We start from the raw sequence: 23,925 nt of genomic DNA, 5'->3' as shown, positions 1-23,925 counted from the left end.
GTGACGCAGGGACGCCGAGCGTCCCGCGAGGCATTCCCACGCAGGCGCGTGGGAACGATCATCAAGCGCTCGCCGTTACTGTGCGGCGGTCTTCGGCTCCTTGATCTTGTACCAGGCCACATACAGCGCTGGCAGGAACAACAGCGTCAGCAAGGTGGCGACAATGATCCCGCCAATCATCGCGTAGGCCATCGGCCCCCAGAACACCTCACGGGCAATCGGGATCATGCCCAAGCTCGCGGCGGCGGCGGTGAGCAGAATCGGCCGGCGGCGGTGTTCGGTGGCTTGCACCACGGCATCCCAGGGGGAGCAGCCGCTGCGCTCGAGCTCGTCAATCTGGGTCACCAGGATCACCGAGTTGCGGATGATGATACCGATCAGCGCGAGAATCCCCAGAATCGCCACAAAGCCCATCGGCGTGCCCGTGGGAATCAGCGCCAGGACCACGCCGATCAGGCCCAGCGGCGCGACACTGACCACCAGGAACAGCTTCTGCACACTGTGCAACTGGATCATCAGGAAGGTCGCCATCAGGAACAGCATCAGCGGGACCACTTTGGCAATCGGCCCCTGGGCCTTGCCGCTTTCCTCCACCGTGCCCCCCGTGGCGACCTTGTAGCCCACCGGCAACGTAGCCGCGAACCGGTCGATATCCGGCTCCAACAACCGCACCAGGTCAGTGGGCTGGATCTCGTCGCGAACCGCCGCCTTGATGGTAATCGTCGGCTTGCGGTCACGACGCCAGACCAGCGGCTGCTCCAGCTCATAACGCACGGTGGCGAAGGCCAGCAACGGAATCGAGGTGCCGCTCGGCGTCACGATCTGCAGGTTCTGAAGGGTTTCCGGCGTTCCCCGTTCGCTGTCCACGGCGCGTCCGATCACGTTGATCAGGTAGATATCATCGTCAACCTGAGTCACCGTCGAGCCGCTGACGATGCCATTCATCAAGCTGGCCACATCCTCGGACGACAACCCGAGCTGCCGTGCCTTGTCCTGGGCAATATCGATGCGCAGGACCTTGCCCGGTTCGTTCCAGTCAAAAATGATTTCGCCGATGTGCGGGTTCTTGTCCAGCTCGCTGGCCAGGTCGATGGCGTGCTTGCGCACCTGGTCGATGTCCTTGCCGCTGACCCGGTACTGGATCGGCCGACCGACCGGCGGGCCCATTTCCAGCGCTTGTACATAGCTGCCGATACCGACGAAATCCTTGCGTAGCCGCTCGCGCAGCCGCTGGCTGAGCGCCGTGCGCGCCTGGAAGTCCTTGCTGACGATCACCAGTTGCGCATAGAAGGGGTTCTGCAATTGCTGGTCGAGTGGCAGGTAGAAACGAATCGCGCCCTGGCCGATATACGTGCTCCAGCGCACGATATCCGGATCGCCCTTGAGGGTCGCTTCCAGGCGGTCAACGGCCTTGCGGGTTTCATCCAGCGAGGCGTTTTGCGGCAGGTTCAGGTCGACGAGAATTTCCGGACGATCGGACGAGGGGAAGAACTGGTTCTGCACAAAGCGCATGGAAAACACCGCCAGCACGAAGCACAGCACCGTGATACCAATGGCCCACCAGCGATTGCGCATGCACCAGAGCAAACCACCGTTGAAGGCCCGGCCGATGCGCCCTGGCTCGGCAGAATGCGCTTTGACCTTGGTACTGAGGATGTGCACGCCGATCACCGGGGCAAACAGCACCGCGACAACCCACGACACGATCATGGCCACCGCGATCACGGCAAACAAAGTGAAGGTGTATTCGCCAGCAGAGCTACCGTTCAGCCCGATCGGCACAAAACCGGCGACGGTCACCAGGGTCCCGGTGAGCATCGGGAACGCGGTCGAGGTATAGGCGAAGGTCGCCGCCTGCTCCTTGGTTTCCCCCATTTCCAGGCGCGTGACCATCATCTCGACGGTGATCATCGCGTCATCCACCAGCAGGCCTAGGGCGATGATCAATGCACCGAGGGAGATCCGCTGCATGGTGATGCCACTGTATTCCATGAACACAAAGACCATCGCCAGCACCAGCGGAATCGAACACGCCACCACCAGCCCGGCGCGTACGCCAAGGCTGATGAAGCTGACCACCAGCACGATGATGACCGCTTCGAACAGCGCGCTGGTGAAGCCGCCAACGGCCTCCTCCACCACTTCGGCCTGGTCCGACACCTTGTGCACGCCAACCCCCACCGGCAAGTCGGCGGTGAGCTGGTCCATGCGTGCGTGCAGGGCCTTGCCGAACTCCTGAATGTTGCCGCCCGCCTTCATGGCAATCGCCAGGCCAATGGCCGGCTGGCCATTGAAGCGGAACATCGGGGCGGCCGGGTCGACATAGCCACGGGTAATGTCCGCGATGTCGGCCAGGCGGTAGAAGCGGTCGTTGAGCCGCAGATTGACCGCCGCCAGGTCTTTCTCCGAAGCAAACTGCCCGGAGGTGCGCACGGAAATCCGCTCGGGACCGGCCTCGATCACCCCGGCCGGGGTCACGGCGTTCTGGGCTTGCAGGCTCTGCACCACCTCGCGCTGGTCAAGACCCAGGGCCGCCAGCTTGCGCGTGGAGAAGTTCAGGTAGAGCACTTCGTCCTGCTGGCCGACCATTTCGATCTTGCCCAGTCCCGGCACGTCGCGAATCTCCGCGCGCGCCTGCTCGACGTAGTCGCGCAACTGGCGCATCGACAGGCCATCGGCGGTAAAGGCGAACACCGAGCCGAACACATCACCGAATTCGTCGTTGAACGCCGGCCCCTGTATGCCTTGCGGGAAGGTCCCACGAATATCGTTGATCTTCTTGCGCACCTGGTACCAGATTTCCGGAATGTCCTTGGCCTTGGTGGTGTCGTGCAAGTAGACATACACCGTGGACTCGCCGGGCCGGGTGTAGCTTTTCACGTAGTCGAGCGAGTCGAGTTCTTCAAGCTTTTTCTCGATCCGGTCGGTGACCTGCTTGAGGGTTTCTTCCTGGGTCGCACCGGGCCAACGGGTCTGGATCACCATGGTCTTGATGGTGAACGAAGGGTCTTCCTCGCGCCCCAGGTTGAGGTACGAAAACACGCCCATGAGCAAGGCAACGAACATCAGGTACCAGACGAAGGACTGATGCTTGAGGGCCCATTCGGATAAGTTGAAACTCCCTTTCATCGCGGGCTGTCCTCGTCGATTTTCACTTTCTGCCCCGGCTTGAGGCTGTTCACGCCGGCGCTGACCACGCGCTCGCCACTCTTGAGGCCCCGCCCCAGGATCACACTGTCGGGACCACGGCTGACCACGCTGACCTCGCGCGGAGAAACGGTTTGGGTGTGGGGGTCGACCACCCAGATACGGGTTTTGCCGTCGACTTCCTGCAAGGTCGTCAGCGGCAGTTCAATGCGCGGTTCGATGGCGGTACGCAGACTCACACTAATGGCCGTGCCAAGGCGGAATCCCATGGGCGTTTCCGTCAGGGTCAGGCGCGCGCGCCGGGTACGGGTCGCGCTTTGTGCCTGCGGTTCGAGCTCGCGGATGATGGCCGTTGTGCGCATGCTCGGGTCCAGTTGCGCCGAGACTTCGAACACTACGTCGGTCGGCAACTGTTCGGCGAGGGTCGCCGGCAGGTCAATGACCGCCTCCTTGATATCCGGCCGCGCCAGAGTCACCACTTGCTGTCCGGCGCTCACCACCTGTCCGGCTTCGGCTTTCCAGGCCGTGACGACAGCGGCATGATCCGTGCGCAGCTCGGTATAGGCGAGCTGGTCCCGGGCCTGGTTGACCGCCGCCCGAGCCTGATCCAGTGACGCCTGGGTGGTTTTCAGGTCGGTCTGGGCGATGTCCAGTTGCGCCTGGGCACCGACCCCCTGGTCAAACAACTCCTGCTGACGCCGGGCATTGGCCTGGGCGTTGATCAATTGCGCCTCGATTTTCGCCAGGTCGCCCTGACTGGAGCGCAACTGGTTTTGCTGCTCCGTCGGGTCGAGGGTCGCCAGTAATGCGCCCTTCTCGACTTCGCTGCCGACATCCACTGCTCGGCTGGCGATGCGCCCCGGTACACGGAAACCGAGGTTGCTTTCGTAGCGAGCCTGGATGGTCCCGGCAAATCGCCCGAGATCCTCCTGATCCAGCGTCTGTACCTCGATGGACAACACCGGACGCACCGGTTCCGGTGGCGCCTCCTTCTCCGAGCAGGCCGACACCAGCAGGCCCGCCGACAACAACAGTACCCAGCGCTTCATGGTTGGGCTCCCGGTGATTGGGCCGAGGGTTGGGCAGGCGGGGTGACGATCTCCACCAACACATTGGGGTGCAGCAACTGGCCGCCAGCGGTGACGACTTTCTCACCGCCGGCCAGGCCCTCGCTGATGATGACTTTGCCCGTCAGGTAACGACCTACCTTGACGGTCTTGAGCTGTGCCTTGCCTTGCGCATCCACCAGCCACACGGCCGGCTCGCTGAGGTTCTTGGTCAGTGCCGCCCAGGGCAACTCGACCACGGACGTGCCTCGGACCTTGCCCGTGGCACTGACCACAGAGCCCAGCCGCATGCCCTGAGGCAATTCTGCAAGGGTCACTTTGATCTGTACCGTGCCGCTTTGCGCCGACACGGCCGGGGTAATTTCACGCACGATACCGGTGGTCTTGATGCGCGGGTCATCAAGTAGACTGACCACCACGGTCTTGTCTTCAGGCTCCTCGAGCAGCAGTGACTCATAGACGTTGAACACCGCGTCGCGCTCGCCGTCCCGTGCCAGGCTGAAGATCGGCACCGTGGCCTGTACCACCTGGCCGACTTCCGCCTGACGCGCAGTGATCACACCGGGGGCATCGGCAACCAGCGCGGTGTAGCCCAGTTGTTCACGGGCATTGGCCAACTGCGCCTGCGCGGCCGCCAGGGCGCTCTGGCTGCTGCGTAATGCCGCCTGGGCAGAGTCGTATTCGCTTTGGCTGGTATAGGCTTTGGGCAGGAGTTTTTGCTGGCGGACGAACGCGGCAGCCGCCTGCTTGACCCGCGCCTGTTCGGCGACCACTTGGGCCTGCGCACTGTCGACGCTGGTCTGCAGGTCTTTCGGGTCGAGGCGGGCCAGCACTTGCCTGGCGGACACGCGATCACCGACATCCACCATGCGCTGGATGATCTTGCCATCCACGCGAAACGACAACTCAGTCTGGACCCGTGCCTGAACATCCCCGGTGAGGGTCACCGAGGCCGCGAACTCAGAAGGTTTTACCTCTTGCACGAATACCCGTGGGCGATCCTTTTCAACGGGCTGCTTGTCGCCGCACGCGGCCAACAGGGCAAAGAGGCTCAGGCCAACGATACACTTCAATCCGGGACCAGCCATGCAAGCTCCTTTGCGTAATACGGGCGGACGGGTAACGATCAGACAATGAGCACCGACCAGGGTTTTCCTGGTGCATGCCCAGCGACTCACATACCGGGCGCTCACAGAGCTGCCGACAATAAGGCAAACTGGCATTCAACGCAGCAGGAATTCCCCAATGCTCAACACCCTGGCGGTGGCCAATTACCGCTCGATCAACAAACTGGTCATCCCGCTGGGCCGGCTGAACCTGATTACCGGACCCAATGGCAGCGGTAAATCCAACCTCTATCGCGCGCTGCGCCTGTTGGCCGAGACCGCCCAAGGCGGTGTGGTCAACGCGCTGGCCCGCGAAGGCGGGCTGGATTCGACCTTCTGGGCCGGGCCGGAAAACATCAGCCGACGCATGCGCAACCATGACGTGCCGATCGAGGCCTCGGTGCGCCAGGGCCCCAAGCGCTTGCGCCTGGGCTTCGCCGGCGAAGACTTCAGCTACGCCATCGCACTGGGCCTGCCCATGCCGTTGCCAGATCATGTGTCGTACTTCTCGCTGGACCCGGAAATCAAACGCGAATGCATCTGGGCAGGTGCCGTGTATCGTCCGGCGAGCCTGCTGGTGAACCGTGCCGGCCCGATGATTCGGGCCCGCGAGGGGCGCGACTGGGACGTCCTGGCCCAGCACACGCCGACCTTCGACAGCCTGTTCGACCAGGTCGGCAACCTGCGCTCGTCACCGGAAGTCTTGCTGCTGCGCGAGCACATCCGGGGCTGGCGCTTCTACGATCACTTTCGCAGCGATGCCGACGCTCCGGCGCGCCAGGTGCAGCTAGGTACACGCACACCGGTGTTGCATCACGATGGCCGTGATCTGGCGGCGGCGTTGCAGACCATCCGGGAGATCGGTGATCCCGAGGCGCTGCAAAACGCGGTCAGCGATGCCTTTCCCGGTGCCCGGCTACACATCGAGCCCGTGCAAGGCGGCCGCTTTGCCATTGAGTTTTATCAGGAAGGCTTGCTACGCCCGCTGTCCGCCGCCGAACTGTCGGACGGCACCTTGCGTTACCTGCTGCTGATCGCAGCGCTGCTGACACCACGGCCTCCGACGCTGATGGTCCTCAACGAACCGGAAACCAGCCTGCACCCAGACCTGCTGCCGGCCCTGGCCCGCCTGATCATCCGCGCCTCGCAAGACTGCCAGGTGTGGGTGGTGTCCCACGCCAGCCGCCTGATCGCCGCGCTGCAGCAAGACCCCGAGTGCAATTGCATCGTGCTTGAGAAACAGTTTGGCCAGACGCAAATCGTTGGGCAGGGGATGCTGGATGAACCGGCGTGGAACTGGCCGGACTGAGACAGCGGGCTGATGCCTGGCCGCGCGGTCAGGCGGCCGTTTGCGTCACTTGAAAAGTTGCCCCCCGGATTGGCGAAGTCCGCAGGCGACAGCTATTTTCCTTTGCGCTGTAGGAGGGTTCTTTGTTTCGCCTCACCCCTCCAAGGACGAACAGCGCTCGGTCAGACTCCTCGACCCGACATCCAACAAGGACGATCAACATGGCAGACCTGAACACCCCCCCGCGACTGGACCCGCAGGATGTCGTGAAGTGGTTGGTGGCGTTGCGCCAGGCATTGAAGACCCCGACGGCCTGAGCGAGATGCCGGGCTTGATCATGTGGCGGGTGGACCTGCCACCGATCTGACGCTCATAAAAAACGCCGACGCGGGTGAAAGCCGTCGGCGTTGAAACCTTGAACGGGGCTGCGGCGTTATCAGAACGCTGGCAGTACCGCACCGCTGTACTTCTGGGCAATGAACGCTTTGACTTCAGGGCTGGTCAGGGCCTTGGCCAGTTTCTGGATCGCGACGCTGTCCTTGTTGTCTGGACGCGCGACCAGGAAGTTCACGTACGGCGAATCGGCACCTTCAATCACCAGCGCATCCTTGGCCGGGTCCAGGCCGGCTTCCAGCGCGTAGTTGGTGTTGATCATGTCCAGGTCGACCTGGTCCAGCACACGCGGCAGCATGGCCGACTCCAGTTCCTTGAACTTGAAGTTGTGCGGGTTCTTGGCAATGTCCTTTGGCGTGGCCAGGGCGTTTTTCGGGTCTTTCAACTCGATCAGGCCGGCTTTCTGCAGCAGGATCAGCGCACGACCGCTGTTGCTGCCTTCGTTCGGGATGGCGATGGTGGCGCCGTCTTTGAGCTCAGCCAGGGACTTGACCTTTTTCGAGTAGCCGCCGAACGGTTCGACGTGCACACCGATCACCGTCTCCAGGTGAGTGCCTTTGCCTTCGTTGAAGCTCTTGAGGTACGGCAGGGTCTGGAAGTAGTTGGCGTCCAGACGCTTCTGATCGACCTGCACGTTCGGTTGAACGTAATCGGTGAAGATTTTGATCTCCAGATCCACGCCCTCTTTGGCGAGGATCGGCTTGATCAGTTCGAGAATCTCGGCGTGTGGCACCGGCGTTGCGGCAACTACCAGCTTCTCGCCCGCCTGGGCGATACCTGCGGTCAGGGCCGCCGCCAATGCGGTGAACAACAGAACCTTTTTCATGCAGTGTCCTTATTTGTCGTTGTCGACAACGGCTAAAAAGTGAGGTGCCAGTGAAGGGCTATCAGTGGCGTGAAGCGGACAATACCGAGGTTTTTTATTCCTGAATAATATCTTTTATTCACTTTCATATTCCGTTTAGTTCTTTAAACAACGACCCGCCCTGACACCCGCCAATGCCTACAGGGCCTGCGCCAGGCTGGCGAGCAGGCGCCCGAGCGCTGCGCGTTCAGCGACCGAGCCGGTGGTGATGAGCTGCGTGGCCTGCTGCTCGATCAACGACAAGGGCGACACCACCTGCGGCAAGTTCAAATGCGCAGGTTGTATCTCCTCGCCGCTACTCACCAGCAACGCAAAGTGAATGATATTTTCCAGCTCACGGGTATTGCCCGGCCAACTGTGTTGCTCCAGCAGCCGTTGCGCCGCCTCACTGATAAACGGCACTGGCAGGCCGAGACGCTGGCTGTAGATCCCCAGGAAGTACTCGGCCAACGATTGAATGTCGCCGACCCGCTCACGCAGCGCCGGCAGTTCAAGTTGGCCTTCACTGAGGTAATGGAACAGTCGCTCGTGGAACTTGCCGGCGGCCACCGCCTGTGCCAGGTCAATGCTGGTGGCCGCCACCAGGCGTACATCCACCGGGCTGGGCTGCTGCGCACCGACACGGGTGACTTCGTGATTCTCCAGGGCTGCCAGTAATCTGGCCTGAATCGGCAACGGCAAATCGCCAATCTCGTCCAGGTACAGGGTCCCGCCATTGGCCGAGCCAAACCAGCCGGCGCGACTGCTGGCCGAGCCGCTGAAACTGCCACCGGCATAACCGAACAACTCAGCATCGGCGTAGGTCGGGCTGATGGCACCGCAGTTGACCGATACAAACAAACCGCCGCGGTCACTGGCGCGGTGAATGTGCCGCGCCAGCAATTCTTTGCCGGTACCGGTCTCGCCGCGGATCAGTACGCAAATCGAGCGCGGCGCCAGTTCCTCAAGGTCCTGGCGTAGCTGGCGCGAGCGTGGATCGACGAACACCAGCGCCTTGGCGCGGATACTCAACGGGCTTTTCTCGGCATCGGGAAAGGTCAGCAGGGACTGACCGAAAGACTCATGCACACTCATGACGGACTCCCGCCCAAACCGTCGGCGGACGGGGGCGTTGCAATGAAAAGGATGTTCAGGCGCGACGCAGGGCGCGATGTTCCATGCGGGTTTGCAGGCGATACAGGTAGGCAAAACCCTGCTCCCAGCGATGGTGACCGGACTTCACATTGATGTGCCCGGCACCGGCCAGGATGCCGGCCTCGGCGCCCCAATGGCGCGCCAGCTCAAGGGCGCGCGGCGCGCTGACCGCCGCGTCGTTATCGGCGCTGACGACCTGGCTCGGGAACGGCAGCAGGTGCATCGGAATCGGTGCAAAGTTGCGCAAGGCCGGCACGCAAGCCGGGCGTTCGACGTCGGCAGGCGCCACCAGCAGGGCCCCGCGAACCTGACGCAGCGCCTGCGACGGCGCGGTGGCTGCCCAATGCGCGACGGTGATGCAACCCAGGCTGTGGGCGATCAGGATCACCGGCGTGCTGTCGGCATCGATCGCTTCGGCCAACGCGGCCACCCAGTCTTCACGGCGCGGCGTCAGCCAATCGGCCTGCTCGACCCGTGCGCTGTTCGGCAGGCTGTTCTGCCAGTGGGTTTGCCAATGATCGTCTGGCGATCCCTGCCAGCCCGGCACAATCAGGTAGCGAATGGATTCGTTGCGCATGGGGGGCTCTCCTGTGCGTGTCTATTCCTGAGCGAGTATAGGGACGAGACTTATATTCGTTAAGGAATAAGAATTCATTAAATAAGACCTAAATAGAATATGAAGAACCTTTCCACACACCGTGGTTTTCCCAAATAAAAAAAGGGCCGCACCCTGCCAAGGAGACGGCCCCGGAAATCGATGGATTCAAGCGCAGGCAACGGTAACGTCACGCGCTGCTCTCTTGCGTAGAGGGATACCGGATCAAGGTTTCAATCTAATGAATCAGCCCTTCAACGTAGGGCGCCACTGCATCGCCGAACCAATCATCACTTCAAACGCTTATTCTTTAAAGTAATATTTAATACTTAACATAGATCAATAAGCGATATGCAATTCAAGCGTTCGTCGAAGGCCACATCGCTCCCGACGCGGCCATAAAGTTCGTCACACTGAGTCATGCCAAGGACTGCAAAGCACCAACCTGCCTGCTGATCACCGGTAACCGGGCTGGCTTTTTCCGGTGATCAGCACCGGCTAAACGTCAGGGCGACCGTCACAGCTTGTGCCCGCACACAACGCAGGAACAACTAGGTTTGAGCCGCTACCGCGATATCAACTGCCTGTCGTTCTTTGCGCACAAACCGGTTCGCCCGGCCAAACGTGCCGAAATCGTTAAACCGCACCCCCATCTCCCGCATCACCTTGTGCGCCACCGGCACGGTCATCTGGCGAATGTAGAACGGCTCCTTCACCACAAAATGATGAATGCCGTGGCTGCTGCCGAAGTTGAAGCAGAACGCCTGCAACGGCCACATCCACCAGGGGTTGAGTACCTGGGTCTGCTGGATCACGTTGCCCGCCTCGAGGTCGCCGTAGTAGTGCATGTTTGAGCTGACAAAGTGCAGGCAAAAGGTGCGCAATACGTTCGGGCCGATGATCACCACTACGGCGATATCGATCGCCTGCATCACTGACAAGGTCGTCGCCGACCACTCCACCGAGGTGCCCATCAGCCAGGCGACGCCGTTGATCCCGTGAAAGCCGAGGAACACATACCACGCGCCCCAATGCATCAGTGCCAGCGGCGCATAGACCTTCAGGCTGCGCTGCAGGATGCTCGACTTGTGGGCCCAGGTCCTGGCCCGCAGCACACGGATAAACGCCGACATCACGTTGTCACCGACCATCAGCAAGCGCGCGACACCCCAAGGCTCGCCATTGGTGATGGCGCGCTCTTCCATGTCGGCTTCAGTGCCGGACACCTTGTGGTGATTGAGGTGCAGGTGGCGGCGGATCCACGGATTGATGGTGCTCGGACGCGCCAGCCACACCAGGCCCATCATCAGGTTGTGCGGCACGCGTTGTTTACGGAAGTACATGCTGTGGATCAGGTCGTGCTCCAGTTCATGGGTCAACGACGCAAAAAAAGCATTCAGCAGCAGGCATGTCCACCAGGCCATGTACCCCGTCATGTATAACGTCGCCGAACCGATCATCCCGGCCAGTGCGAAGGCCAGAATGCCCGCGCCAAGGGCATCCTGATGATTGAGCAGCGGGTAGCGCTGGCGCAGTTCGACGCCTCGGGCGAGCACCACTTGGCGGATATGCGCCGATCGTTGCTGTGCATTCTGGCCCTGGGGACTTGCAGAAGTACCGTGCATGCTTCCATCCTCTGGTTATTGATGCTCGCATCCTGCCCTGTGCACTTGCGCCGGGCGTTAGCTGTGAACGCCAACCTGTTGACCGGAAGCGCCAATCATCATGATTGAACCCACCTCCCTCGCCAGCTGGACCCGCGCCCTGCGCAAGCAACTCGACGCCCTGGGACTCGACAGCGCGGCACTGTGCCAGCAGGCCGGGCTCGATCCACAACTGATGGACGACCCCAATGCCCGCTATCCACTGTCGGCAACCACTCGCTTGTGGGAAGTGGCGGTGCACGCCAGTGGCGACCCGGCCATCGGTCTGCGGGTGTCGCGGTTTGTCAGCCCCACGACCTTCCACGCATTGGGTTATGCGCTGGTCGCCAGTGGCAGCCTGCGGGAAGTGTTCGAACGCATCGTGCGCTATCACCAGGTGGTCAGCGACGCCCTGGACCTGCACCTGAGTCGCGCCGAGGACCGCTATCGCTTCACCCTCCAGGTGCCCGAAGGCAGCCCGGCCCCCGCCCCGGAAGCCATCGACGCCTTTGCCGCGATCTACGTGCGCACCTGCCGCAACCGCCTGGGCCGCGAGTACGCGCCGCTGGCGGTGTACCTGCGCCGCCCGGAGCCGATGGATCCTCACCCTTGGCACAAGGTGTTCCGCTCACCGGTGTACTTCGCCGCCGACGAAGATCGACTGGAGTTTGCCCTCGAAGACTTCGACAGCCACCTGGACGACGCCAACCCGGAACTGGCCGAGCACAACGAAACCGTGCTCAAGCGCACCCTGGCGCAACTCAAGCCCCTGACCTGGGAGCGCAAGGTTCGCGATGCCATTGAAGAGCAATTGCCCGAGGGCGAACCCAGCGCCGAACGCATCGCCCAGGCGCTGCACCTGAGCTTGCGCAGCCTGCAACGGCACTTGGCGGATGAGGGCTGTCGCTTCGACACCCTGCTCAACGAAAGCCGCGAAAACCTGGCCCTGCTGCACCTGCGCGATCCGCAATGTTCACTGAGCGAAATCAGCTACCTGCTGGGGTTTGCCGACACCAGCAGCTTCAGCCGCGCCTTCAAGCGCTGGACCGGCATGACACCGGGACAGTTTCGCGACGGGTTGCGCTGATCAGCCTTTCACCAGACTGCGCATGACACCTGATCGCCACTGCTCGATCATCGCAGCACCCATTTCGGCAAACGCACGGTTTGTCCTGCAATAATCCAGCATCTCGACCATCGCTACGTCCATCCCATGGACGACTTGTTGCAGTAGTTCATTGCAGCGGCCCTCCGTCAGGTTGCAGGCCGACCGGCCAAAACGCATGAGCATTTTGTATTTGGGCCATGCCTTTGACCCACCCAATAACAACGCCATGCTGTCGGTCTTGATGTAGACCGAGGTGGTGACGATGTCATAGGCCGGAGCGAAGCGGATGGGCGCATCAGCACCGCAGTGCGGGTAAAGCACACCAAAGTTCTTGAGGTGGGCGTCACCATTTTTCAGACCCGATGACAATGCAACCGTCTTGAAGAACGACTCAAGGGCCTGGTTCAGCAACGCTGGGGAGACGAACGCCTTGATCTGTTTGGCGACCCCTTCGTATGAGCCATCGTATTTAGCCCTGGAAGGCCAGGCATTGAGCACGCAGAAATCTTCAAAGCCCAGATAGCCCTGGCCATTCAGATCAAAACGTTCGACGACCAGAAATTTGCCGCGCTCACTGAGCTCGAACCCAGGTACTTCCAGCCCGGAATGCAGGGCAGCCCGCATGCAGAAGTACTCATTAGCGGCCAGCTCAGGGTATTCCTGCGGGCGAAAGGTCTTGACCAGATGGGTTGCCCCACGATGGGTCAGCCGATCGATGGTGGTCGCGCTGTCACGAACCAGCACTTTGGGCTGCACACCGGAAACGCCCGAATATTGGCCATAGGTGTGCAACAGATCATCAAACAACCCCTGGGCGCCGTCATGCACCAGAAGGTCTGCAAGGCTGGTTTCAGGTGGCCGGTCACTCGCGCCCTGACCCTCCGTAATCCCCAGTCGACCCAACTGATGGGGGCCCGTGATCGCCAACATCGCGAAGTCGTCAAACCCTCGAACCGCCTTACTGAAGCGACGGACCAGCGCTTCACGCAGCGCCCCTTCCGGCAGATTCATTTCAAACACCGGCGGCACTCCCCGCTCCCACGTGTAACTCTCAAGGCGCACCGGCATGGTCAGCGAGACGGCGTTTTCTTCCTGCGCGTCCTCGCCGTAGGTAAACACTGAGTCAACGCGAGACTGACTGCGGCCCAAGGTCCCCACCGAAGTGCCGGATACACTGATGTGCAACCTGTGCGTATCGTGCGGCTCAACCATGGAAGTCGACCTTTTTCAGGCTGTCCAGAGTCGGACGCTTCGATTGTCGAGGTGCGGCCGTGAGTTCGTATCCAAAGCCATTGAGAATGGCTTCAACCTTGCGGATACCGATTTCGGACAACGAGTTATTCTCGATACCGGAGATAGTGGCGCGGCTCATCCCATACTGCTTTGCCAGTTCTTGTTGTGTCAGCTTGCGTTCTTTACGGAGCGACCTGATCAGCTTTCCAAGGTTTTCCATCCGTCATACCTGCATCATATACAGTGCTTTTCTAATAATTTACATATTATGCATCATATTTAATGCACTATTAGACCATAGCTTAGCTCATTCCCTGACCAGACGGCGCTTCGCAGCTACGCAACACGCCACTTGATGCCCCAGTTCCTACACGGCGACCGAAATCAGGTGAGGAACTCAGAGGCCCGCCAATGCCCGCAAGCGCTGGGCATCGAGAATCTCGATCTCACCATAACCGAGGCTGAGGATGCCCTGGTTTTCCAGGTCCTTGAGGATCTGGTTGGTGGTCTGGCGGGACAGGGACAGCAACAGCGCCAACTGCTCCTGAGGTAACTGCAGGACACGACGGGCGTGCTCGAACTCGCCGTAACCGTCGGCGATCATCAGCAAGCGGTGCGCCACCCGCGCCGGTGCCGGCAGCAGGGTCAACTGCTCGAGGTTGATGAAGGTCAGGCGCAGTTTATGGCTCATCAACAACGCCAGCTGCCGCCAGTGCTGCGGTTGCTGGTCGAGAAAAGCCAGCAGGCTGGCCTGCGGAATCTGCAGCAAGGTGCACTCGCCAACGGCGTAGGCATCATGGGTGCGTGGCTGGCCATCGAACAGGCAGATCTCGCCAAACCAGTGCGGCGCTTCGATCAGGCTCAACAACGCCTCCTTGCCCTGTTCACTGACCGCACCGACGCGCACCGCGCCTTCCAGCACCGCGTACAGGCCACACGGTGCATCGCCGCGCCCGAACAGCCGCTGGCCCGACGCCAGCCGCCGCGGGCGGGCCAGGGACAGCAGGCTATCCTGTAGAGAGGACGACAAATGACTGAACCACTGCCCCTGCATCAGGCATGACCGCCAGGCCTGTATTGGCATGAAGACTCCAAAATGATTGTCGCGTGGCTGACAGTGCCACGACGGATCGCAGGGCATGATCAGCATCCCTACAGGAGGAATAACAATGAAAAGCCTCGTTGACCACCTCAGTCAATACGCCGCGTACCACCGTGACCCGCGCAACATCGCCAGCCACTTTATCGGCATTCCGCTGATCGTGGTTGCCGTCGCCGTATTGCTGTCACGTCCGGGATGGCCTGTGGCCGGGTTCTGGCTGTCACCGGCGGTGCTGCTGGCATTGGCCTCGGCGTGGTTCTACTTGCGCCTGGAGGTGCGCCTGGGCGTGGTGATGACGGTGCTGCTGGGCCTGTCCATCTGGCTCGGCCAGATCCTCGCGGCACACAGTACGCTGCTCTGGCTGGGCAGTGGTATTGCGATGTTTGTGCTCGGCTGGGCGATCCAGTTTGTCGGCCACTATTACGAAGGGCGCAAACCGGCGTTTGTCGACGATGTGACCGGGTTGATTGTCGGACCGCTGTTCGTGGTCGCGGAGCTGGCGTTCATGCTCGGCATGCGCCATGACCTCAAGGAGCAGATCGAGGCGCGGGCGGGGGTGGTGCGGATCAATCCAAAACGCGCTGCGGCGTAGGACACCCTCGCGAGCAAGCGGGGGGCGCCCCGCTTGCGTGCAACGCTTTCAGATATTGGCGATTTTCTGCCAGACCTTGGGTTTGAAGAACAGCGTTTCGCCCTTGGCCAGGCCCGTCAGGCTGTCGTGGTCCTTCACCACTTCGGCCTCGATCAATTCACTCTGCCCTTCCACTTTCAAGGTCACCCGCGTCGTCGCTCCCAGAGGGCGGATGTCGCGGACTTCGGCGGCGTGGTGATCGGCAAGCTCATGGCGCGACAGCGACACTTCGTGCGGCCGGAACAGCACGTGATTGTCTTCGCCCAAATGCAAGCGGTTGGAGTCACCGAGGAAGTGGTACACAAAATCGCTGGCCGGGTTTTCGTAGACATCACCGGGTGAGCCGATCTGCTCGATCACCCCCTTGTTCATCACCACGATGCGGTCGGCCACTTCCATCGCTTCTTCCTGGTCGTGGGTCACGAACACCGAGGTCAGGTTGATGTCTTCGTGCAGACGCGCCAACCAGCGGCGCAGCTCTTTACGGACCTTGGCATCGAGGGCGCCGAACGGCTCGTCGAGCAGCAACACCTTCGGCTCCACCGCCAGGGCACGGGCCAACGCAATGCGCTGACGCTGGCCGCCGGAGAGCTGTTCCGGGTAGCGATCCGATAACCAGTCGAGCTGCACCATGTTCAGCAGTTCGTGGACCTTGGCGGCAATCTGGCTTTCGCTCGGGCGCTGGTTTTTCGGTTTCATGCGCAGGCCGAACGCCACGTTGTCGAACACCGTCATATGGCGGAACAGGGCGTAGTGCTGGAACACGAAACCGACGTTGCGATCACGCACATCGTGGCCGGAGACGTCTTCACCGTGGAACACGATGTTGCCCTGGTCCGGGGTCTCCAGGCCGGCGATGATTCGCAGCAGCGTCGTCTTGCCGCAGCCGGACGGACCCAGCAGCGCCACCAGTTCACCGCTCTGGATGTCCAGGCTGATGTTGTCCAGCGCCTTGAACGCATTGAAATTCTTGCTGACGTTACGCACTTCGATCGACATGAATTATTCCTCCGCGGCGCTGGCGCGCAGGCGGTTAATACGGGATTCGCTCCACTGCTTGAGCAGCAGGATGAAGAGCGCCAGGATCAGCAACAGACTCGCCACGGCAAACGCGGCCACATGGTTGTATTCGTTGTAGAGGATCTCGACGTGCAACGGCAAGGTGTTGGTCACCCCGCGGATATGCCCGGAAACCACCGACACCGCACCGAACTCACCCATGGCCCGGGCCGTACACAGCACCACGCCGTAGATCAGGCCCCATTTGATGTTGGGCACGGTGACGTGCCAGAACATCTGCCAGCCATTGGCCCCGAGCAAGCGCGCGGCCTCTTCTTCCTGGGTGCCCTGCTCCTGCATCAGCGGGATCAGTTCACGGGCCACGAACGGCACGGTGACGAAAATCGTCGCCAGCACGATGCCCGGCAAGGCAAACACGATCTGGATGTCGTGGTCCTGCAGCCATGGACCGAACAGCCCCTGTGCACCGAACATCAGCACATAGACCAGGCCCGCGATCACTGGCGACACCGAGAACGGCAAGTCGATCAGGGTCACCAGCATGCTCTTGCCACGGAACGAGTACTTGCTCACGCACCAGGCCGCGCTGACGCCGAACACCAGGTTCAGCGGAACCGAAATCAGTACGGCAATGACCGTCAGCTTCAAGGCCGACAGGGCATCGGGCTCGAAGATCGCGGTGAAGAACGCCCCCAGGCCCAGCTTCAGGCCCTGGGACACCACGATGAACAGCGGCAACAACAGAAACAGGGTAAAGATCAGCCAGCCGAGGACGATCAGGATCCGCCGTGATGTGGCACTGCCACGGCGGGCGGCGTTGGCCGAAGAGGCCGCGGCAATAGACGATTGGGACATTGTGTTCGCGCCTCCTTATGGGGTTTCGATACGCCGCTGCAACAAGTTGATCAGCAGCAACAGGACGAAGGAAACCACCAGCATCAGCACGCCGATGGAGGTGGCGCCGGTGTAGTCGTACTGGTCGAGCTTGACCATGATCAGCAGCGGCAGGATCTCGGTTTTCATCGGCATGTTGCCGGCGATGAAAATCACCGAGCCGTACTCGCCGACTCCCCGGGCAAAGGCCAGGGCGAAACCGGTCAGCCAGGCCGGCAACAGGGCCGGCAGCAGGATATAGCGGAACACCTGCAACGGCTTGGCACCCAGGCAGGCGGCGGCTTCTTCGATTTCTCGTGGAATATCGGCCAATACCGGCTGCACCGTGCGCACCACGAACGGCAACGTCACGAAAGTCAGCGCCAGGGTGATGCCCAACGGGGTGTAGGCGATCTTGAAGCCCAGGTCGGCGGCGAACTGCCCCACCAGCCCGTTCGGCGCGTACAGCGCGGTCAGCGCAATACCGGCCACCGCCGTTGGCAGCGCGAACGGCAGGTCGATCATCGCATCGATGACCTTGCGTCCCGGGAAGGTGTAGCGCACCAGGACCCAGGCCAGCAACGTGCCGATGAGGCCGTTGATGATCGCCGCGCACAGCGCGGTGCCGAAGCTGAGCTGCAACGCTGCCAGCACCCGTGGCGCGGTGATGATTGCCCAGAACTGATCCCAGGTGAGTTGAGCGGCATGCACGAACATCGCCGCCAGCGGAATGAGCACAATCAGACTGAGGTACACCAAGGTGTAACCCAGCGTCAGCCCGAAGCCGGGTATGACGGGGGAGATACGACGCGACATAAAAGTCCTTGGTTGAACGCACAAAACCCGAAGGCGACTCCGGGCTTGATGCTGGCTGGATTCAGGTTACTGCGCCTGGTAGATCTGGTCGAACACGCCACCGTCATTGAAAAATTTCGGTTGGGCAGTTTTCCAGCCGCCGAAGTCCTTGTCGATAGTCACCAGTTCCAGGGTCGGGAACTGCTGGGCGTACTTGGCGGCCACGGCCTTGTCACGCGGACGGTAGAAGTTCCTGGCGGCGATTTCCTGGCCGGCGGGGCTGTACAGGTGCTTGAGGTAGGCTTCGGCGACCTGCTCGTTGCCTTTTTTCTCGGCATTCTTGTCGACCACGGCCACGGGTGGCTCGGCGAGGATCGACAGCGAAGGCACGATGATTTCGAACTTGTCGGCGCCACCGTCTTCCTTCAGCGCCAGGAACGCTTCGTTTTCCCAGGCCAGCAACACATCGCCCTGCCCGTTGTTGACGAAGGTGATGGTCGAACCGCGAGCACCGGTGTCCAGCACCGGGACGTGCTTGAACAGGGTCTGCACATAGTCCTTGGCCTTGGCTTCATCGCCGCCGTTGGCTTTCAGGCCGTAGGCCCAGGCGGCGAGGAAGTTCCAGCGCGCGCCACCGGAGGTTTTCGGATTCGGGGTGATCACTTCGACGCCATTCTTGGTCAGGTCGCCCCAATCCTTGATGCCCTTGGGGTTGCCCTTGCGCACCAGGAACACGATGGTCGAGGTGTAGGGCGTGCTCGCCTCAGGCAGTCGTTTCTGCCAATCGCCCGGCAGGGTCTTGCCCAGTTTGGCGATTTCGTCGATGTCACCGGCCAGCGCCAGCGTCACCACGTCGGCCCGCAGGCCATCGATCACCGCACGGCCCTGCTTGCCCGAGCCGCCGTGGGACTGCTGGATCTTCACGTTGTCGCCAGCGTGCTCCTTTTTCCAGAAGTCGATGAATTCGGCGTTGTACTCCTGGTACAGCTCCCGCGTCGGATCGTACGACACATTGAGCAATTCGTAATCCTTGGCAACCGCGGAACCGGCAAACAGGGCACTGGCCAGAGCGGCCAACGCGTAACGGCGAATCGACGACATAGTGAAGCTCCTGAAATTTTTAGTGCTGGCTGTTCTTATGTATTTCTGGAATCGGGTTGCCTGTCGGGGCTGGCATCAGCCCGGCTTGTTGCCGGGATTCTGCAAGCGGAATTTCTCTTTGCGTTCGATCTGAACCACCTGGGCGTTATGCACAGTGATCTCTACCGCACCAAAGCGCAGATCGCGCAATGCGCTCTGGATCTCGCGCAAGATGGTTGCTTCGTCCTGGCCGTCAACGCTACGTAGAGATGCGCTCATGGTGCTGCTCCTGAAATGAGATGTGCCCGGCAGTGGCGGCACTGCGTGTGGCGTGGGAGCAATATTAGAGAGGCACGGATATACTTAAAAATACTATTTAAGAATGTTTATATAACTGAAAGAGCGCGCCTTCTCGCACAGCCCTGCAGGAGCGTTCAGTGCAGGGGAATCACCGGTGTTCGTGCCCAATCCAGTTCATGTGCTGGCAGCGGGCGGCCAAACCAGTAGCCCTGGCCCAGATCACACTCGTGCTCAAGCAGAATCGCCGCCTGCTCGACGTGCTCGATACCTTCGGCATGCACTTGCATGCCCATGCTTTGCGCAAGGGCGATGATCACCCGCACGATCGCCACGTCATCGTCATCCCAGGGCAGGCCGGCGACAAATCCCTGATCGATCTTGAGTTTCTGCACCGGCAGGCGCTTGAGGCGCAGCAGCGACGAATAACCCGTACCAAAGTCATCAATGGCCAGGCGCACTCCCAGTTCGCGCAAGCGGTGCATTTGCTCCAGCGCCACCTCCGGATCGTCCATCACCGCGCTTTCCGTCACCTCCAGCTCCAGGCAGGCCGGGTCCAGTCCCGTGTCATGCAGTACCTGGGCAACCCGCTCATACAGTTCGCGCCGGGCAAACAGCCGTGTGGAAACGTTCACCGCGATAAACGACAACCGCGCCCCGGCCTTCTGCCAGTCACACATTTGCCGGCACGCCTGCAGCATCACCCAGGCGTCGATCTCGGCAATCAACCCGGTGCGCTCGGCAATCGGAATGAACTCCGCCGGCGATACCAGCCCGCGCTGCGGGTGCTGCCAGCGAACCAGGGCTTCAACGCCAACCAGACGGCTGGTCTTGAGGTCATGCACCGGCTGGTAATGGACCCGCAACTCTTGCTGTTCCAGCGCACGGCGCAGTTCAAAGGCAATCTCGACCCGGTGCTGGGCGTGGGCCGTCAGCTCTTCGGTGTACAACGCGTAGCCGTCGCGCCCGGCCCCCTTGGCCTTGAACAGCGCCGAATCGGCGTTGCGCAGCAACTGCTCGGCGCTCAGCGCATCGCTGGGGAACAGGCTGATGCCGACACTGGCATTGATGAACAATTGGTGGGCGTCGATCTGAAACAGCTCTTTCAGGCTATCAATGATCCGCTGCGCCAATGCAGCCGCCTGAACCAGCTGCGGGCAGCTCTCGGCCAACACGGCAAACTCGTCACCACCGAAACGCGCCAGGGTAATGCCCGGGCCGAACATCTCACGCAGACGAGCCGCCACGGCCTTGAGCAACTGATCGCCAACGTTGTGCCCGAGGCTGTCGTTGATCATCTTGAAGTGATCCAGGTCGATTATCAGCAAGGCGCACCCGCGTTTATGCGTCTGCGCGCTCGCCAGCGCCTGCTCGACGCGATCGCTGAACAACAGACGATTGGGCAAGTCGGTCAGCGGATCGTGATGGGCCAGATGGGCCAATTCATACTCGGAATCCTTGATCGAACTGATGTCGGAAAACACCGCCACGTAGTGACTGAGGCGGCCGCGATCATCATGAATCACCCGGATGGTCTGCCATTGCGGATAGATCTCGCCGCTTTTGCGCCGGTTCCAGATTTCACCGCTCCACTCGCGGTCGTGGCTCAAGGTCTGAAACATGTTCTGGTAGAAATCGGGAGGGTGGTGACCGGACTTGAACAGGCTGGGCGTATGACCCAGTACTTCTTCGGCCCGGTATCCGGTGATCTCCATGAAGGCTCGATTGACGTGGACAATCACGCCCTGGTGATTGGTCACCAGCACCCCTTCGTGGGTACAGTCGAATACCGCCTGGGCCTGGCGCAATCGAGCGCGATTCTCTGTGTGCTGGCGCAAGGTTGTGCCGATCCCCAGGCATCCCAACAACCGCGCCCGTGCCACGAAGATCAACCCGGCACTGAGCACCACCCAGAGGTAACCGTTGATCAGTTGCCAGCGCGGGAGATCAGCGGATCCATCGAATAATTTGCTCAATAAATAACCAGTGACTTCCAGCCAGACGACGGAAAGCACCAGATAGAGCAGCGCTGCACGCAAGGCATCGCGATGAGAAGCAGACATTCAGTCGTCCATGTCCCTACAAAAAAGGTGGGGATTATAGATTAAAGAAACATCCAGCCACTCTTATCTGAAAGGGCGACTGGTTTTATCTGTGTCCTGAGTGATAATGCGCCTGCTGTTTTTTCTTTATCGAGGGCCCTATAGCCTATGTGGTACGAAGGTTTACTCGGCTTGTCAGCCTGGCAACTGGTGGCGGTCACCCTGCTAATGACCCACATCACCATCGTGGGTGTCACCGTCTATCTGCATCGTTACTCAGCCCATCGCTCCCTTGAGCTCAATGCCGGCCTGAAACACTTCTTCCGCTTCTGGCTGTGGCTGACCACGGCGCAGAACACCCGTGAGTGGACCGCTATCCACCGCAAGCACCACGCCAAATGCGAAACCGTCGATGACCCGCACAGTCCCGTGATCAAAGGGCTGTCCACCGTCCTGCGCAAAGGTGCCGAGCTGTATCGCGCCGAAGCGGAAAACCCCGAGACGCTACGGATCTATGGCAAGAACTGCCCTGAAGACTGGATCGAGCGCAACCTCTACAGCCGTTTCCCGCTGTTGGGCGTGGCGATCATGGGGGTTATCGACCTGCTGTTGTTCGGCACCATCGGCATTACCATCTGGGCGATCCAGATGATGTGGATCCCGGTCTGGGCTGCTGGCGTCATCAATGGCCTGGGCCATGCCGTGGGCTATCGCAACTTCGAATGCCGTGACGCAGCGACCAACCTGGTGCCCTGGGGCATCCTGATCGGCGGTGAAGAGCTGCACAACAACCACCACACCTACCCTAACTCGGCAAAACTGTCGGTGAAGAAGTGGGAGTTCGACCTCGGCTGGGCCTGGATCCAGGTCTTCAGCTTCCTGCGCCTGGCCAAGGTTCAGCGGGTTGCGCCCATCGCCCACCGTGTCGAGGGCAAAGGCAACCTGGACATGGACACCGCCATGGCCATCCTCAACAACCGTTTCCAGATCATGGCCCAGTACCGCAAGCTGGTCATCGGCCCGCTGGTCAAGCAAGAGCTGGAAAAGGTCGACCATTCGGTACGCCACCAATTCCATCGCGCCAAGCGCCTGCTCTCGCGGGAAACCAGCCTGCTGGATGACAAGCACCACCTGCGCATCCAGACCATGCTCGAGCACAGCCAGGCACTGAAGGTGATTTACGAAAAACGCCTGGCGCTGCAGCAGATCTGGGTCAAGACCAGTTCCAATGGCCACGACATGCTGGCAGCGATCAAGGACTGGGTCCACGAAGCCGAAGCCAGTGGTATTCAATCGCTGCGCGACTTCGCTCACCAACTGAAGACCTACTCGCTGCGCCCTGCCTGACACCATTGATCGGTGCGCCCCGTTCGCGGGCGCACCCTCTGGAACTAAGCGCCAAATCCCCTATCTCAAAGATCACTTCGTCATTCAGGCGGGCTTGGCTGCGGCCGCTGTCGAACGGCCGGCACGCCCTTTGAGAATTGTGTCGATGGTCAACGAAAACCCACAAGACCTCCCCCTCCCACCGTGGCCCGAAACCGGGCAGAACCTGACGGCCCTGATCGACGCTCAACGTGAAGTGGCACGCCTGAGTGCGCGTGAGCAGTTGTTCAACGCGCTGCTGGTCAGCGTCAACGCCGTGCTGTGGGCCTTTGACTGGGAGACGCGTCGGGTGCTGTATGTCAGCCCGGCCTATGAACGACTCTTCGGTCGCCCTGCCGGCTTGCTGCTGGCAGACGTACAGCAATGGCGTGACAGCGTTTACCCGGACGATCTGGAGCATGCCGAGCGCAGCCTGGCCCAAGTGCTGGAAAAAGGTGCCGTGGAAGACCGCGAGTACCGGATTATCACCGCCGACGGCCAGGTACGCTGGCTTCGCGACAAATGCTTCCTCAACCGCCAGGCCGAGCCAGGGCAGCCGGTGATGGTGGTGGGCATCGCCGAGGACATCACTGACAGGAAACGGTTAGAAACCGAGCTGCAGCACCTTGCCACCACCGACGTGTTGACCCGAAGCAGCAATCGCCGGCACTTCTTCGAATGCGCCAGCCGCGAGTTCCAGCAGGCTCGCCAGCAGGGTTCATCCCTGGCCTTCCTGTTGCTGGATATCGATGATTTCAAACGCATCAATGACAGCTACGGCCATCAACTGGGCGACCTCGTCCTGCAGCAGCTCGCCGAATGCGGACGCACAGCCTTGCGCCGCGCGGACCTGTTCGGGCGCATTGGCGGGGAAGAGTTTTCCGCCGTGTTCCCCGGCTGTACGCCGGAGATGGCCAGGCACGTCGCCGAACGTTTGCAGCGGGAAATCCAGCGCTTGAGTTTCAACCATCATGGGCAGGCCTTTGGCATCACCGTGAGCCTGGGCCTGGCGCTCCTGAGCGCCGACGACGAAAGCCTCGACACCCTCTACAGCCGCGCTGACGCCGCGATGTACGAAGCCAAGCGCCAGGGCAAGAACCGAATAGTCTCCAGCTGACAGCATCAGTGGCGCCGGTGCCTC

The 23,925-nt window shown here is 61.0% G+C and carries 21 protein-coding genes; 5 read left to right on the top strand and 16 right to left on the bottom strand.

What is annotated here, in order from left to right; genetic code table 11:
- Positions 1 to 75: 75 nt before the first annotated feature.
- The 3 genes from CKW25_RS20810 to CKW25_RS20800 are packed head-to-tail and all read right to left on the bottom strand — an operon-like array spanning position 76 to position 5,302.
- Complete coding sequence (locus CKW25_RS20810; protein WP_095082103.1) at positions 76 to 3,129, bottom strand: efflux RND transporter permease subunit; 3,054 nt, start codon at positions 3,127 to 3,129, stop codon at positions 76 to 78.
- Positions 3,126 to 4,196, bottom strand: a complete 1,071-nt coding sequence (locus tag CKW25_RS20805; protein ID WP_095082101.1) for an efflux RND transporter periplasmic adaptor subunit — start codon at positions 4,194 to 4,196, stop codon at positions 3,126 to 3,128. The genes CKW25_RS20810 and CKW25_RS20805 overlap by 4 nt, the downstream gene beginning before the upstream one ends.
- The gene (locus tag CKW25_RS20800; RefSeq protein ID WP_095082099.1) at positions 4,193 to 5,302 is read right to left on the bottom strand and encodes an efflux RND transporter periplasmic adaptor subunit; all 1,110 of its coding nucleotides are present in this window, start codon (positions 5,300 to 5,302) and stop codon (positions 4,193 to 4,195) included. The genes CKW25_RS20805 and CKW25_RS20800 overlap by 4 nt, the downstream gene beginning before the upstream one ends.
- Positions 5,303 to 5,459: 157 nt before the next feature.
- On the opposite strand from CKW25_RS20800, the gene CKW25_RS20795 reads away from it, so the two are divergent.
- Positions 5,460 to 6,629 carry an AAA family ATPase gene (locus CKW25_RS20795; RefSeq protein WP_095082097.1) on the top strand — a complete coding sequence of 390 codons (1,170 nt, stop codon included), beginning with the start codon at positions 5,460 to 5,462 and terminating at the stop codon, positions 6,627 to 6,629.
- A gap of 415 nt (positions 6,630 to 7,044) precedes the next feature.
- Here the strand turns inward: CKW25_RS20795 and CKW25_RS20790 are convergent, their stop codons facing one another.
- The 4 genes from CKW25_RS20790 to CKW25_RS20775 all read right to left on the bottom strand — a co-directional run bounded on the left by CKW25_RS20790 (position 7,045) and on the right by CKW25_RS20775 (position 11,220).
- Complete coding sequence (locus CKW25_RS20790; RefSeq protein ID WP_095082095.1) at positions 7,045 to 7,827, bottom strand: MetQ/NlpA family ABC transporter substrate-binding protein; 783 nt, start codon at positions 7,825 to 7,827, stop codon at positions 7,045 to 7,047.
- Positions 7,828 to 8,004: 177 nt separating this feature from the next.
- Positions 8,005 to 8,940: a sigma 54-interacting transcriptional regulator gene (locus CKW25_RS20785; RefSeq protein ID WP_095082093.1), complete on the bottom strand. Its 936-nt coding sequence runs from the start codon at positions 8,938 to 8,940 to the stop codon at positions 8,005 to 8,007.
- 55 nt (positions 8,941 to 8,995) lie between these two features.
- The gene (locus CKW25_RS20780; protein WP_095082091.1) at positions 8,996 to 9,577 is read right to left on the bottom strand and encodes an alpha/beta hydrolase; all 582 of its coding nucleotides are present in this window, start codon (positions 9,575 to 9,577) and stop codon (positions 8,996 to 8,998) included.
- Positions 9,578 to 10,146: 569 nt separating this feature from the next.
- The gene (locus CKW25_RS20775; protein ID WP_095082089.1) at positions 10,147 to 11,220 is read right to left on the bottom strand and encodes a fatty acid desaturase; all 1,074 of its coding nucleotides are present in this window, start codon (positions 11,218 to 11,220) and stop codon (positions 10,147 to 10,149) included.
- 100 nt (positions 11,221 to 11,320) lie between these two features.
- On the opposite strand from CKW25_RS20775, the gene CKW25_RS20770 reads away from it, so the two are divergent.
- The gene (locus CKW25_RS20770; RefSeq protein ID WP_095082087.1) at positions 11,321 to 12,325 is read left to right on the top strand and encodes an AraC family transcriptional regulator; all 1,005 of its coding nucleotides are present in this window, start codon (positions 11,321 to 11,323) and stop codon (positions 12,323 to 12,325) included.
- Here CKW25_RS20770 and CKW25_RS20765 read toward each other — a convergent pair whose 3' ends face one another.
- From CKW25_RS20765 to CKW25_RS20755, 3 genes are all read right to left on the bottom strand, one after another.
- A complete protein-coding gene (locus CKW25_RS20765; RefSeq protein WP_095082085.1) occupies positions 12,326 to 13,558 on the bottom strand; it encodes a type II toxin-antitoxin system HipA family toxin in 1,233 nt (410 codons plus the stop codon).
- On the bottom strand, positions 13,551 to 13,799 hold the full coding sequence (locus CKW25_RS20760; RefSeq protein ID WP_095082083.1) for a helix-turn-helix domain-containing protein: 249 nt from the start codon (positions 13,797 to 13,799) through the stop codon (positions 13,551 to 13,553). The genes CKW25_RS20765 and CKW25_RS20760 overlap by 8 nt, the downstream gene beginning before the upstream one ends.
- Positions 13,800 to 13,976: 177 nt before the next feature.
- A complete protein-coding gene (locus tag CKW25_RS20755; RefSeq protein ID WP_095082197.1) occupies positions 13,977 to 14,663 on the bottom strand; it encodes a Crp/Fnr family transcriptional regulator in 687 nt (228 codons plus the stop codon).
- Between the two features lie 85 nt (positions 14,664 to 14,748).
- Between CKW25_RS20755 and CKW25_RS20750 the strand changes: the two genes are divergently transcribed.
- A complete protein-coding gene (locus CKW25_RS20750) occupies positions 14,749 to 15,273 on the top strand; it encodes a DUF962 domain-containing protein (protein WP_095082081.1) in 525 nt (174 codons plus the stop codon).
- Between the two features lie 48 nt (positions 15,274 to 15,321).
- Here CKW25_RS20750 and CKW25_RS20745 read toward each other — a convergent pair whose 3' ends face one another.
- From CKW25_RS20745 to dibA, 6 genes are all read right to left on the bottom strand, one after another.
- On the bottom strand, positions 15,322 to 16,311 hold the full coding sequence (locus CKW25_RS20745) for a sulfate/molybdate ABC transporter ATP-binding protein (protein ID WP_095082079.1): 990 nt from the start codon (positions 16,309 to 16,311) through the stop codon (positions 15,322 to 15,324).
- 3 nt (positions 16,312 to 16,314) lie between these two features.
- Positions 16,315 to 17,187 (bottom strand): sulfate ABC transporter permease subunit CysW, encoded by an 873-nt coding sequence (cysW, locus tag CKW25_RS20740; RefSeq protein WP_095082077.1) that lies wholly within the window; start codon positions 17,185 to 17,187, stop codon positions 16,315 to 16,317.
- 15 nt (positions 17,188 to 17,202) lie between these two features.
- Positions 17,203 to 18,021: a sulfate ABC transporter permease subunit CysT gene (gene cysT, locus CKW25_RS20735; RefSeq protein WP_095082075.1), complete on the bottom strand. Its 819-nt coding sequence runs from the start codon at positions 18,019 to 18,021 to the stop codon at positions 17,203 to 17,205.
- A 66-nt stretch (positions 18,022 to 18,087) separates the two neighbouring features.
- A complete protein-coding gene (locus CKW25_RS20730) occupies positions 18,088 to 19,101 on the bottom strand; it encodes a sulfate ABC transporter substrate-binding protein (protein ID WP_095082073.1) in 1,014 nt (337 codons plus the stop codon).
- Between the two features lie 75 nt (positions 19,102 to 19,176).
- Positions 19,177 to 19,359, bottom strand: a complete 183-nt coding sequence (oscA, locus tag CKW25_RS20725) for a sulfur starvation response protein OscA (protein WP_028943833.1) — start codon at positions 19,357 to 19,359, stop codon at positions 19,177 to 19,179.
- A 155-nt stretch (positions 19,360 to 19,514) separates the two neighbouring features.
- Complete coding sequence (gene dibA, locus CKW25_RS20720; protein ID WP_095082071.1) at positions 19,515 to 21,440, bottom strand: phosphodiesterase DibA; 1,926 nt, start codon at positions 21,438 to 21,440, stop codon at positions 19,515 to 19,517.
- A 147-nt stretch (positions 21,441 to 21,587) separates the two neighbouring features.
- Here dibA and desA point away from each other — a divergent pair, with 147 nt between their 5' ends.
- Positions 21,588 to 22,766, top strand: coding sequence for a delta-9 fatty acid desaturase DesA (desA, locus tag CKW25_RS20715; protein WP_095082069.1), 1,179 nt, complete (start codon positions 21,588 to 21,590; stop codon positions 22,764 to 22,766).
- Positions 22,767 to 22,911: 145 nt separating this feature from the next.
- On the top strand, positions 22,912 to 23,901 hold the full coding sequence (locus CKW25_RS20710; RefSeq protein WP_095082067.1) for a sensor domain-containing diguanylate cyclase: 990 nt from the start codon (positions 22,912 to 22,914) through the stop codon (positions 23,899 to 23,901).
- Positions 23,902 to 23,925 lie beyond the last annotated feature (24 nt).

Origin of the sequence: Pseudomonas sp. Irchel s3h17, from assembly GCF_900187505.1 — a bacterium.
Lineage (GTDB): Bacteria > Pseudomonadota > Gammaproteobacteria > Pseudomonadales > Pseudomonadaceae > Aquipseudomonas.
Note: the sequence above shows the minus strand (reverse complement) of the source record. Positions and strands in the feature narration are given on the sequence as shown.